Below are 12,511 nucleotides of genomic sequence, written 5' to 3' on the forward strand. Positions count from 1 at the left end.
AATTGGAGGATTGATGTTTTATGAGAAATAAAAGGAATCAAAATGGATTTTCTTTATTGATGAAATGGGCGGGTAGAAATAGGTTTTTAATCTATGCTTCCGTCGTTTTGGCACTTTTATCAAGTCTGTGTGGTATTGCGCCATACTATGTGTTTTATAAAGTAATAGATGCCGCCGTTGCAGGCACGCTTGATGTTCATTATGCAGTTCGGTTAGCGATTATTCTTGTTGTATTTGTGGCAATACGTGTAGTTTGTAATGGGGTGGCTGCTTTGCTTTCCCACAAGGGAGCTTATAATTCGCTTTACCTTGTTCGATGCATGGTTTGTGATCATTTGGCTAAATTGCCAATGGGCATTCTGAATGAGCGCAGCTTGGGGGAAATTAAATGCGTCATGAATGAAAGCATCGAAAAGCTAGAGTTATTTTTGGCTCATAATCTACCGGAATTGGTATTGTATTTAAGCGGGCCGGTTGTGATGTTTATATGGTTGTTTACAATCAATCGTATATTGGCTCTTTTAAGCATACTTCCCCTATTCTTTGTCTTTATTGTCATGATGTTTATGTTTAAGAAATTTTTTGCATTTATGGATCGTATCAGCGCATCGTCTGGTACTCTTTCTAGTTCTGTTTCTGAGTATATCAATGGAATGAAACTGATTAAAGCATATAACATGAGTGTCAGTTCTTTTCGAAAATATGCGAATGCAATTGAAGATCAATTTTCAATGTGGAGTCTTATTTCTAAAGCTACAGCACCACTTTATGCCGCATATGTTATTTTGTTAGAATGTGGAATATTATTCTTGGTTCCGGCTGGTGGTTGGTTATATGTGCACGGACATGTTAGTGCCGGAATTCTTCTTTTATTTGCCTTTATCGGCACACAATATCTTACAGAAATACGTCCACTTCAGGAACTTTCCAATAACTTATCCTTTGCTTTAAATGGTGTTAATCAGGTTAGGGACATATTAGAACTTCCCACTTTTGAAGGAACTAAAGAATTTCCTGAAAATCATGACATCTCGATTGAAAATGTGCGTTTTTCTTACGATGGCAAGGTAAATGTTTTGGAAGATGTGAACTTTACAATTAAGGAGAATGAGCAGATTGCCGTTGTGGGAGCTTCCGGAGGAGGAAAAACAACGCTGATACAACTTATTGCCCGTTTCTACGATGTGAGTGAGGGAGCCATAAAAATAGGTGGTATTAATGTGAAAGATATAAGATATGAGGAACTATTGCAAAATATTTCTGTTATATTTCAAAATGCTTTTTTAACAAGAGGCAGTTTGTATGAAAATATAGCAATGGGCAAAAATGCCACTCTTGAAGAAGTCAGAAATGCAGCAAAATTAGCTCAAATTGATGACTTCATTATGAGTCTTCCTGACAAATATGATACTTCGGTAGGTAATTTTGGTGGTAGATTTTCAGGCGGTCAGAAGCAAAGAATCTGTATTGCGCGAGCAATCTTAAAGAATGCACCTATCCTCATATTGGATGAAGCAACGAGCGCTGCTGATCCTGAAAATCAGGTTGAAATTGATAAGGCCATAGTCAATCTCTGTGAAGGTAAGACGGTCATCATAGTGGCTCATAGACTTGGTATCACGACACTATGTAATCGTGTTGCAGTGGTGGAAAAGCACACCGTTAGTGACGTATTGCCGCTTGAGGAACTCCTTTCTAAAAATGCTTATTTTGCTAAGAGTTGGCAGGATTACAATGCTGCAAGAACAATGAAATATAGCGCTAAAAGAGGTGATTTTTATGAGCAATAAATTATTTAAACCTACGAAAAGATTACAACTATCAATTACAGGTGTCGTTTTAGAAGGTATTATATCCGGTTGCAATTTCATGGTTCTATTTAAGGTTTTAGAGCTTATTTTTGGGAAAACAATTTTCTTTGGAGATATTTTGAGAGCAACAGGATGTCTCGGCATTATATTTGTATTACGCCTAATTCTTTATTCGGTTTCCTATACGGAAAGTCAAATTGGTGGAGCGGGAGTTTCTGAAAATTTACGCGTAGGTATCGGTGATAAATTGCGAAGAATTCCACTTGGCAATTTTACAAAAAAAAGAATGGGCTATTACATGAATGCAGCTACGAATGAAGTTGCTGATTATGAACAGATTTTAACACATAAACTTGCGGACATAATTAAATTCTGTGTACTCATTGTCGTTTTAGCTCTTTATGTTTCATTAAAAAATATGTATATCGGTTTCATCATGTTTGCATCATTACTGCTTTTAATTCCTGCTTTAAAGCTGTCATTTCATCTGGTCAATAAATATGGAACAACCAAAAATCTTGCCAGAGAAGAAACTGTCAGCGCCATTAGTGAATACCTTTTAGGAAGCCAGACACTAAGATCTTATGGTATGGCCGGGAAGAAAAATATTGCTTTGCGAAATACTATGAAGGAGTTTTCGAATGTAAGCTATCAATATGAACGTGCCTTGATTCCTGTTGGATTTGCTTTCATGTTTTGTGTATATGTGGGTGCTGCGGCTTCAATTTATATTGCCGTTAATGCTATGGTGCTGCAAGAATTAAGCGCAGCAGAATTAATCGTAATTATAATGCTATCCTTATTTTCCTGCAAAGTGGAAGCGTCTTTATACGTAAGTATCGTAGCATATCGAAATCTTCTTATATCAAAATCGAAAATAGCAAAATTATTTGATGAGAAAGAGGAAGAAAAAGGATCCGGAAGTTATGCACCTGAGACCTTTAAAATTAGTTTTGAAAATGTAAACTTTTCCTATGTAAAGGGGGAAAGAGTACTTACGAATCTAAGCTTTGAAATACCTGAGAATAAAATTACAGCAATCGTTGGAGAATCGGGTTCTGGAAAGACGACTATTTTTAATTTGCTGTCTAAATATTACGAAGCAGATTCTGGCACAATACTGATTGACCATGAGGATATCTCTAAAGCTGATGTAGAAACCGTATTATCAAATATAAGTCTCGTTGATCAGGATGTATTTTTATTTAATGACACGATTAGGAACAATTTACGTTTTGCAGCTCCAACAGCCACTGATGAGGAGATTATCAATGCATGCCAAAAAGCCAATTGCAATTTTATTGAGTACCTACCTGAAGGAATAAATACAGTGGTTGGAGAAAATGGCAATAAATTATCCGGAGGTGAAAGACAAAGACTTTCTATTGCTCGAGCCATCCTAAGAAACAGTAATATTGTTCTTTTAGATGAAGCCACAGCGTCACTTGATATTGAAAATGAATTGCTCGTTAAAAAGGCTGTACAGCATTTGTTGGAGTTAGGTAAAACAGTCGTTATGATTGCACACACATTGCCTATTGTTCAATCAGCTGATCAGATTTTGGTAATTGATCATGGAACAGTTATTGAATATGGTAGCCATGAAGAATTATTAGTAAAAAATGGAAAGTATACGGCCATGTGGAATGCATCAAAACTTACGAAATAATTCAAGATGGACGAACAAAAGTAAAAATTAGACGAACATGATAGAAATGGATTGTTTAATTCGTATAAACATGATAAAAAGTTAGTTGCGGCTAACAGAAGCTGCTATATGAGATAAAGAGAGGTAAACTAAAATGAATAAAAAAGGTGATAAATTAAATGCGAGAGATTTCATAATCACAGGAATATTCTCTGTATTATTTCTTATGGCTGTTATGATTGGAGGAGGTCCATTTGCTGCTATACCTTCATTAACATTCTATTTTCCTATTGGAGCGGCAGTTCTGGCAGGACCAATCTTCATGTTATTTATAGCTAAAGTTCCTAAGCGTGGTGCATTGGCAATTGTTGGTGTTGTTGAATGCATTTTAGGTACTCTTACCGGCATGCATTGGGGGTTAAATTTTGGAATCTTAATATGCAGTATTATTGCTGCAGTTATTGCAGGCTTTGAAAACTTCAAAAATCAGAAATTAAATTTAGTTGCCTATATTGTTTACTGTATTGGCGCTATGGGCACTTATTTTGTATTCTACTTTAATCGTGAATCATGGATTTCCTTCATGTTACAAAAAGGAACGGAACAATCTTATATTGATGTAATGAGTTCTGTTGCGACAGGTAAAATGATGCTCATTATGATTGTTGGTACAATCATTGTTGCTAGCTTAAGTGGTTTATTAGGTCTGCGATTAATGCGTAAGCAATTTGTGAAAGCAGGTATTGTGGAATGATACGAATTGACCCGCGAACAAAGATGATTTTAATAGCAATTACCCTTTTATTTAGTATGCTCATACCAACGGGTATTTATACTTGTTTGTGGATTTTATTGATTGCCATCTTAGGCATATTACTAGGACGATGGCAAAAGACTGTTAGAACTGTAATTGTATTTGCGGTTCTTTGGTTTATCAGTTTGTACTTTTTATCACTTTTCAGTGGAACTGCCTATATAAGTTTGATGGTATGGCTGGGGCTGGTATTTAAATGCTATCCATGCTGTATGATGGCCGGTGTTGTTATCGGAACCACGCAAATGGGAGAATTTATGGCTGCCATGTCTAAATGGAGGATTCCACGAAGTGTTGTCATTCCGTTAGCGATTATCTTTAGATATATACCAACGCTAAAAGAGGATTGGAGCCATATACGTGATGCTATGGCCTTTAGGGGAATTAGTTTTTCACCCTTATGTTTCCTTAAGAATCCGGGGACTGTCATTGATGCTTTATATTTGCCAGTTTTAGTTACTGCATGTAAAAGTGCTGATGAATTATCTTCCTCTGCTATCACAAGAGGAATTGAAAATCCTGGTAAAAGAACAAGTCGACTTCATATTAAGTTTGGAATGGCTGATGGTGTTTTGTTGCTGGTATTTTTGCTGGCATTTGTATGTATACTGGCAATTAATAAAGGGGGAAGCGTATGAATATAGAATTTAAAAATGTAAGTTTCGCCTATCCTGGAAAAGAGAACGGTGCACTTGAAGATGTTAATTTCCAAATTAAGCAGGGAGAATTTGTCCTACTTGTTGGTGAATCCGGTTGTGGGAAAACAACAATTACCAGAATCTTAAATGGTTTAATTCCCAGTTTCTATGGTGGTAATTTAAAAGGAAATGTACTTTTAGATGGCAAAGATATTCGTGAGTATAAAAGCTATGAGCTATCCTCTTTGGTTGGTAGTGTATTTCAAAATCCAAGAACGCAATTCTTTAATGCGGATACTGATGGTGAAATTGTCTTTGGCCTGGAAAATGCGGGTATACAACGAGATGTAATTAAAGCTGAACTAGACCGGGTGACAAGCGAGTTACATTTAGAGCAATTAAGAAATAGAAATATCTTTAAATTATCTGGAGGTGAAAAACAAAAAATAGCCTTCGCTAGTGTATATGCAACGAATCCAAAAATATACTTGATGGATGAACCATCCGCGAACCTTGATACCCAAGGCATTGGTGAAATTAAACAATGCCTAGAGAAAATAAAAAGAGAAGGCGGGACGGTAATCGTTGCTGAACATCGTTTATATTATCTAACATCTTTAATTGATCGCGTGATTTACTTGGAAAATGGGAAAATAAAACAAGAAATAGATGGGGATACATTTCGAACCATGGATCTGAATACTTTAAATGCAATGGGACTAAGGACCAACAAGTATGAATTGCCATGTTATGAATATAAAAAATGCGATTATAAACAGCAGGAAACAAAATGTATCAATGATTGTTTGAGCCTGAAAGGTTTATCGGTAGAACTTAACAAACATAAAGTTTTGAATTCGCTTAATAAAGACTTTTATCCGAATCAAATATATTGTGTTGTAGGGAACAATGGGGCGGGTAAAAGCACTCTTCTGCGTGCTATTTGCGGTTTAATTAAGCCAAGTCAAGGGGCAATCAGTTTATATGGGAAAACAGTATCTGGTAAAGAACGGATGCAGAAATCTTTTATTGTAATGCAAGATGTTAATTATCAATTATTTGCGGATTCTCTATTAAATGAATGCCTTATTGGTGCCAAAGAGGATTCATTAGCATTGGCCGAAAAGACACTTGATGAAATGAACCTTCTACAATACAAAGATTGTCATCCAAATACACTTTCAGGAGGTCAAAAACAACGACTTGCAATTGCTGTAAGTCTAATGATGGATAAAGAGATCCTTCTTTTTGATGAACCTACCAGTGGGCTGGATTACAAAAATATGCGATTATGTGCAAACATTTTAAAGAAGTTAGCTAATAAAGGGAAGATAATTATTGTAGTGACGCATGATGAAGAATTAATCAGTCAATGCTGTGATGAAATATTTAAATTAGAAAATAATTAATTATTACTATGCCTGAATTATAATTTTACGAACAAAGCACTTTTATATCTGAAAATGCTTTTTATAGAAGAATTACACAAAGGAAATTGTTCATGAAATAAAGAATTATCCGGTGATGTGTGGAAATGTATCCATGCGTTACCGGATTTTTTGGTTATGTCCTTATCGATTGTGTTGTATTTGCACAATTATGAATTTGTGTGTTTTTTACTTACTATTTACTTGGGATAGATAACAGATTTTACATGTGACAAGTATTCTAACCATGGTGAAACTGTTATTTGTATGATATCGGTAACGCATCTAGAGCACTTAAAGACGAAGAAAGCGCTGATGGATGTGTAGAAAATGTTATAGCTATTGATGTTATCGCCGTTATCACAGATAAAAATAGCAGCGTATCTGATATTACATCTGAAAACCTTGCGAGAGTATACAGAGGAGAAATTACAAATTGGAGTGAACTCGGTGTAGAGGATCAGCCAATCGTAGTCATTGGTAGAGAGGATGGTTCCGGCACAAGAGATGCATTCGAAGAATTAATGTATGTAGAAGATGTGCTGTAGATTGACACGGACTGGTGGGGTGTTATTTGTTTGAACTCATAATTTTTATCGTAGATTGTGCCGACAGTGTCGGAACAATTATAAAGAGTAGATTACGAAAATGGTAAGCTATCACATTGAAGGTGTTCGCATCATAGAATATAATAAAATAATGAGTTTTTATTTTGCTTATGATAAATGTACCAAGGCTTAACGCCTAAACATGTTTTTATCGCCTAAAATAAGTAAGAAAATAGGCGAATAATCGCCTAAAGTGTTGATTATCGCCTAATATATGATATAATTTAGGCGAAAAGGAGAAACGCTATGCGAGAATTTAATTACAGTAAGTATAAAGATTACAAATGGGATAGTGAAATATTAGGTTTAGTCTCAGGTATACATGAATATAGAGGAAAGCAAGAGTTGTATTTAACTCAGAAACCAGCTGTTTTAGATAAGTTAGTTGAAGTGGCTAAGGTTCAAAGCACTGAGAGTTCAAATGCGATTGAAGGAATTTTTACTTCAAATACAAGATTGAATCAATTGATGCAGTCAAAAACTACACCAAGGAATCGTGATGAAGAGGAGATTGCTGGCTATCGATTTGTATTGGATATGATTCATGAAAGTTATGAGTATATTCCAATTTCTTCAAATTATATTCTTCAGTTACACCAGAATCTTTATCGTTTTACCAACAGAAGTATAGGCGGTCATTTTAAAAACAGTGATAACCACATTGTTGCTAGGGATGAAAATGGCGTTGAACATATTATATTTGAACCACTTAGTCCCTTAGAGACACCTATTGCTATTGATAGAATATGTGAAGAGTTTAATAGAGTGTCTGCTACCGAAGAAGTAGATACATTACTTTTAATACCAATATTCATTCATGATTTTCTATGTGTGCATCCTTTTAATGATGGCAATGGTCGAATGAGTAGATTGTTGACAACATTGCTACTCTATAGAGCTGGTTATGTTGTGGGTAGATATGTATCTTTGGAAAAAAAGATAGCTGACTTAAAAGATTTGTATTATGACTCGCTTAACATGAGCCAAAATGGTTGGCATGAAGGAGAAGATGATCCGACTCCTTTTATCAAGTATATACTAAAGACCATAATTGCAGCTTATAAAGATTTTGAGGAGCGAATTGAAATTATTGATATAAAGGAACCTGCAATTGAACAGGTAAGAGCTGCCGTTTATAAGAAAATAGGCAAGTTTACAAAAAGCGAAATAATGGAAATGTGCCCAAAGCTAGGGCGTGCATCGGTGGAAAACTCGTTAACAGCACTTGTAAATGAGGATGTGCTTGAACGTCGAGGACGTGGCAGGGGCACTTATTACGTAAGAAAAGATGCACTTGTTTGATTATATTTTATACCTTTTAAAATGAGTCGTGTACCGTAATAACAATATGTTAAAGATGACCATCTCGGTCGGTACATGAACCGAAACTAAATATTTGATTTAGGACACTTATCCTTAAGTGGCCTTGACTACTATAAAACGAACCCGTCCGGGAATGTCAATGACAGAGATAACTATTCTGGTGATTGATGTTCTTGGGCGGGTTTGTTATTTATTATTAATTATCATTTTGTAAAGAGATAAACACTAAATATAGCATTAATCATTATAATAGCTGTAAAATCCACTATAAACACTTGACAAAGTGATAATTTAATGATATTTTATTATTGTAGTAATTAGGTATGCTGATTTTAGGAGGAAAAGCAATGGCGAGAAGTATGACGTATAGGATTAAGGAAATGTTAAACCAAAAGGGAATATCTCAAAAAGAATTATCTGAGATGACTGGAATAACAGAGTCGGCAATTTCTCACTATGTAAAAGGAGATAGGGTGCCAAGAGGAGCAAACCTTGTAAAAATCGCAAAAGCATTAGGAACCACTACGGATGATTTGTTGAGTGGGGATCGTGAGATGGATAAAGAGAGCGATCTTGTATTTGCTAAGGCTCTTATAGCTCGTAACGCTTCGGAAATGTCTATGGAGGAGAAAATGGAATTTGTGAGGCTACTTATGGATAAAGGGGGGAATGAATGAGACTGAGTGATGATACTTACGAAGAAATCAAGCAAGCAGTTGCAGACATGTTTGTTGATTATGATATAAAAGGCGTTCCTCTTAGTTCTTTTGAGGTTGCTATAAAAATCGGAATGACGATTATCCCTTATTCTGCGTTAGACTCAGCTATGTGGCTAAAGGCTGTTGGATACAGTGAAGATGGTTATTCTGTAGAAACAAATGAGGGCGAGTGGATAATCTATTATAATGACGAGAATAAGGATTACAGCCGAATTAATCAAACTATCATGCATGAAATTGGTCACTATATTTTAGGACATACACAAGAAGGTGAGATTGAAGAGGCTGAGGCAAAGTTTTTTGCTAAATATGCATTGGCTTCCCCTCCGTTGATTCACAATATGAAAAAAGGACAAACAACGGAAAATGTCATGGAAGCGTTTGATATTGGTTATATGGCAGCGTGTTATGCGCTGCAATATTATAGAAAATGGATTAAGTATGGCAAAACTGATTACGTTGATTATGAAATTAAAATCATGGATCAGTTAGAAATAGAAATTGCCTAAAGAAAGGAGATTGTGCCTATGGACAGAGACAGACAATTGAATAAAGAAAAACGCCCTTAAATTGTTGGCGCAATTTAAAGAGCGTTCTCTCGAAGGACATGCTAAACACGTCCAAAACTTTGTTTATATAGTTTAGCATATTCTTTCCGGGAGCACAAGAGTAACTTTTGTTTAAGATTTAGGGCATATTGTGCCCGGAAAGGAGTTTTCTTATGAAGAAAACTATTTTAGATGACGGTTCATATCCATACTTAACAGAAGGTGCTGAACTTGTCGGAAAGCCAGGAATTCCTGCACTTTTAGATGTTGATAATACGCAGGTTCCAAAAGCTATGTTGCCTTTTGAAAAGATTAAGAAGGCAGAGAATAAACGACAGTATGTGCATTTTTATATGCATGATAAGTATTTTGCAAAAGTACTTATTGCAACTGATAAATATGTAGATTTATTGAAGCAGTTTGATGGAGTGATAACTCCAGATTGTACGATGCTGGTGGGACAAGCTCCTTGCATTCAGCAGACAAATACATATTTTAACAGAGCGATAGGCTTTTATTTGCAGAAACAGGGAATACCGGTTATACCTAATATTAGATGGAGTGATGAATCCAGCTTTGACTATTGTTTTCTAGGTGTGCCAAAACATAGGATTGTATGTGTGAGCACTCATGGATGTATTCGCTCTAAGCGTGATCGAGAACTTTGGCGTGTAGGAACGGAAGAAATGCTACGGGTTCTTGAACCTACGGATGTTTTGGTTCACGGATATATGCCAGAAGATGTTTTTGGTAGATTCTATGATTACGCAAACTTTCATAGATATCCTTCTCTTTTTGAGCAGACACATAAGAAAGAGGAGGGCGAGTGATGGGACATGGCTACAAAGGTGATACCGGACACCACCATTCAATAACAGAAAACCTTTCTTCTCTTACATCAAGTTACGATTATTATAATGGATATTTTGGTAAAAAAGGGCAAGGAAGAGACTATGTTAGAAACATAACCAGTGCTGATCCGGTAAAAATAGCACAGGATTTTTATGATAAGGCTGCACATGGAGGCATAGAACTACCGATGTCGAATGGAAAAGGTCATTATACGAAAATGAAAGATGGCTCAATCCTTTCGTATCGTGAGGTCTCGTCTAGTGATGGTACGCCAGCAGTAGAGATTAATATTAAAAAAAGTACCAATCACGGTGGTATTAAGTATCAAAAAATACATTTTGTGAAAGGACGGTAATTAGCGATGAAATCTATAGATATGAGATTTGATTCCAATTTAATAAAGAGCTGGATTGGAAAGTCGTTTGTTAAGTATAAGTGCGATGCCTTTGAGTATACCAATAGTGTGACACAAATAGTTGGATTGTATATTGGCGATGAAGTGTATGCATTTACCAATGTGCAGGAGGCAGTCGATTATTTCGGCGCAACAGATGATATGGCAGTAGCTAAATTATCAGTTACAGCGGATTCAATGATAAAGTCAGCATTCAAGGATGTTGAGATGATATCTACGCCAGTAGGTGAAGAGATTACTTCGGTAAAGATTGTTAATGAGCAACAGACTATGGCGATTAACGGTGAACCGGCATATGAGGTTTGGCTTACGAGAGCAATTATTTTCGAAGTAGGGGGCCGTGAGATATCTTTTGAGAAGGATACAATTCCGTTTTCCGAGGAAATAACAATTCAGAGAGGATATGATTTGATTGATAAAATCTCTGGTAATGATGATTTTTTGGAAGCGTGGGACGAAGAGTATTCACCAGCGTATAAAAGAGAAGTGGTTGTAGTAAAATGATAAAGGAAAGAGAATTTCGATATAACGGATTGACGATGGACGAGGTGATCAATTATTTGGCAGATAAAGAAATCCTTGTAAACACAGGGTTTTAGCACTATTTTGACTTTATTTTACACCTTGTTTAAACCTTTTGAAAAAGTAGTGTATCGTAATAACAATAGTTTTTAGGATGGCTATCTCGGCCGGTACATGAACCGAAACTAAATAGAAGATGACATAGGCTAGTACCCTGGGAGAGCCCAGAAGGCACTGGCCTATTATTGTATCTTATTAGCCAAAAATGAAATAATATTGAAAATGGTTAATAGAATATAATTATACATACAGGTTCTAGGCGAGGTTGTTATGATGCAATATACGATGATGCTGATTTTCTGATATAATGTGATTTGATGAGATATAATTTGGGGGGGTGAAATAAATGTATGCGATTATTAGACAAGGGAATGGAAAATTTTATACAACAATGGTATTTGGTTATTATGACTACCCTAAAAATAAATGGGACTATAAGCATAGATATTGTGTGGTGCTAAATGAAGAAAAGAACAGTTTAATTTTGCAACCAATGTTTGCAGAGAAAGAGTTGGCTTCAACGGTTATTTTTACAGATAATGATGAATCAAATTGGAAAAAGATTAATGATAACATTATGTCTGTATTTTTTTTGCCAACAGAAGAACTATATAATTGGGTTTTAGATCAAAAGGTCCCAGATGATTTGCTGCAGAAATGCATAGCTATGGATGCTGAATATGATTATAATCCGTATCCATATATATTAAATGAAAAAGATGTGCATGACTTATTTTGGGCAGTTGGTGGATTTCACGACGGAATGATTTCAGAAATAAAACAAACAGGTGATGTTTTATATGTTGCAATGACAGACATATGGGGATGTAATTTAGAGATGTGGTTTGAAGGTGATATTGAGTATGATATATCGAGTAGAAATCCTGAGTTGTATGACCCATATTGGGGTGGCGGAACTATCTTTTTTCACGAAGACTATATTTATCTTGTAGATGATGAATATGCCACAATAGAAAATGTCACAAATGGCTGGTGTTGGTTTAAAGCAAGAAAAATGAAGTATCATCTTATACCGGTATGATTTCATAGGAAGTATTGTTGAAGGGATACAGCTTGTGATTATATCGGGCGTGTGGTCACAAATTGTCAAAATAATTGATGTTGT

Annotated in this window: 13 protein-coding genes; all 13 read left to right on the plus strand. The window is 35.7% G+C overall.

Annotated elements, in window-relative coordinates; genetic code table 11:
• Positions 1-20: 20 nt before the first annotated feature.
• The 13 genes from BLQ66_RS09500 to BLQ66_RS11805 all read left to right on the plus strand — a co-directional run bounded on the left by BLQ66_RS09500 (position 21) and on the right by BLQ66_RS11805 (position 12,427).
• Positions 21-1,790: an ABC transporter ATP-binding protein gene (locus tag BLQ66_RS09500; RefSeq protein ID WP_074521948.1), complete on the plus strand. Its 1,770-nt coding sequence runs from the start codon at positions 21-23 to the stop codon at positions 1,788-1,790.
• On the plus strand, positions 1,780-3,480 hold the full coding sequence (locus BLQ66_RS09505; protein ID WP_074521949.1) for an ABC transporter ATP-binding protein: 1,701 nt from the start codon (positions 1,780-1,782) through the stop codon (positions 3,478-3,480). Before BLQ66_RS09500 ends, BLQ66_RS09505 begins: the two co-directional genes overlap by 11 nt.
• Positions 3,481-3,613: 133 nt before the next feature.
• A complete protein-coding gene (locus BLQ66_RS09510; RefSeq protein ID WP_074521950.1) occupies positions 3,614-4,213 on the plus strand; it encodes an MptD family putative ECF transporter S component in 600 nt (199 codons plus the stop codon).
• Positions 4,210-4,911, plus strand: coding sequence for an energy-coupling factor transporter transmembrane component T (locus BLQ66_RS09515; protein WP_074521951.1), 702 nt, complete (start codon positions 4,210-4,212; stop codon positions 4,909-4,911). Before BLQ66_RS09510 ends, BLQ66_RS09515 begins: the two co-directional genes overlap by 4 nt.
• Entirely contained in the window at positions 4,908-6,320 is a 1,413-nt protein-coding gene (locus tag BLQ66_RS09520; protein ID WP_074521952.1) for an ABC transporter ATP-binding protein, read from the plus strand. The genes BLQ66_RS09515 and BLQ66_RS09520 overlap by 4 nt, the downstream gene beginning before the upstream one ends.
• A gap of 281 nt (positions 6,321-6,601) precedes the next feature.
• Positions 6,602-6,886 (plus strand): substrate-binding domain-containing protein, encoded by a 285-nt coding sequence (locus BLQ66_RS09525; RefSeq protein ID WP_074521953.1) that lies wholly within the window; start codon positions 6,602-6,604, stop codon positions 6,884-6,886.
• Positions 6,887-7,291: 405 nt separating this feature from the next.
• Complete coding sequence (locus tag BLQ66_RS09530) at positions 7,292-8,248, plus strand: Fic family protein (RefSeq protein WP_330389846.1); 957 nt, start codon at positions 7,292-7,294, stop codon at positions 8,246-8,248.
• Positions 8,249-8,616: 368 nt separating this feature from the next.
• Complete coding sequence (locus BLQ66_RS09535; RefSeq protein ID WP_074521955.1) at positions 8,617-8,946, plus strand: helix-turn-helix domain-containing protein; 330 nt, start codon at positions 8,617-8,619, stop codon at positions 8,944-8,946.
• Positions 8,943-9,497: an ImmA/IrrE family metallo-endopeptidase gene (locus tag BLQ66_RS09540; protein ID WP_074521956.1), complete on the plus strand. Its 555-nt coding sequence runs from the start codon at positions 8,943-8,945 to the stop codon at positions 9,495-9,497. The genes BLQ66_RS09535 and BLQ66_RS09540 overlap by 4 nt, the downstream gene beginning before the upstream one ends.
• A gap of 212 nt (positions 9,498-9,709) precedes the next feature.
• The gene (locus tag BLQ66_RS09545; protein ID WP_074521957.1) at positions 9,710-10,366 is read left to right on the plus strand and encodes a DUF4417 domain-containing protein; all 657 of its coding nucleotides are present in this window, start codon (positions 9,710-9,712) and stop codon (positions 10,364-10,366) included.
• Complete coding sequence (locus tag BLQ66_RS09550) at positions 10,366-10,743, plus strand: hypothetical protein (protein WP_074521958.1); 378 nt, start codon at positions 10,366-10,368, stop codon at positions 10,741-10,743. Before BLQ66_RS09545 ends, BLQ66_RS09550 begins: the two co-directional genes overlap by 1 nt.
• 162 nt (positions 10,744-10,905) lie before the next feature.
• Positions 10,906-11,307, plus strand: a complete 402-nt coding sequence (locus BLQ66_RS09555) for a hypothetical protein (RefSeq protein ID WP_180364715.1) — start codon at positions 10,906-10,908, stop codon at positions 11,305-11,307.
• A gap of 424 nt (positions 11,308-11,731) precedes the next feature.
• Positions 11,732-12,427 (plus strand): hypothetical protein, encoded by a 696-nt coding sequence (locus tag BLQ66_RS11805; RefSeq protein ID WP_083330339.1) that lies wholly within the window; start codon positions 11,732-11,734, stop codon positions 12,425-12,427.
• Positions 12,428-12,511: the final 84 nt, after the last annotated feature.

Source organism: Lachnospira pectinoschiza (assembly GCF_900103815.1).
Taxonomy (GTDB): domain Bacteria; phylum Bacillota; class Clostridia; order Lachnospirales; family Lachnospiraceae; genus Lachnospira; species Lachnospira pectinoschiza_B.

Bases quoted from the DNA above. Each gene is read 5' to 3' on its own strand.
- BLQ66_RS09500 (WP_074521948.1), top strand. From the start codon at position 21: ATGAGAAATAAAAGGAATCAAAATGGATTTTCTTTATTGATGAAATGG.
- BLQ66_RS09505 (WP_074521949.1), top strand. From the start codon at position 1,780: ATGAGCAATAAATTATTTAAACCTACGAAAAGATTACAACTATCAATT.
- BLQ66_RS09510 (WP_074521950.1), top strand. From the start codon at position 3,614: ATGAATAAAAAAGGTGATAAATTAAATGCGAGAGATTTCATAATCACA.
- BLQ66_RS09515 (WP_074521951.1), top strand. From the start codon at position 4,210: ATGATACGAATTGACCCGCGAACAAAGATGATTTTAATAGCAATTACC.
- BLQ66_RS09520 (WP_074521952.1), top strand. From the start codon at position 4,908: ATGAATATAGAATTTAAAAATGTAAGTTTCGCCTATCCTGGAAAAGAG.
- BLQ66_RS09535 (WP_074521955.1), top strand. From the start codon at position 8,617: ATGGCGAGAAGTATGACGTATAGGATTAAGGAAATGTTAAACCAAAAG.
- BLQ66_RS09540 (WP_074521956.1), top strand. From the start codon at position 8,943: ATGAGACTGAGTGATGATACTTACGAAGAAATCAAGCAAGCAGTTGCA.
- BLQ66_RS09545 (WP_074521957.1), top strand. From the start codon at position 9,710: ATGAAGAAAACTATTTTAGATGACGGTTCATATCCATACTTAACAGAA.
- BLQ66_RS09550 (WP_074521958.1), top strand. From the start codon at position 10,366: ATGGGACATGGCTACAAAGGTGATACCGGACACCACCATTCAATAACA.
- BLQ66_RS11805 (WP_083330339.1), top strand. From the start codon at position 11,732: ATGTATGCGATTATTAGACAAGGGAATGGAAAATTTTATACAACAATG.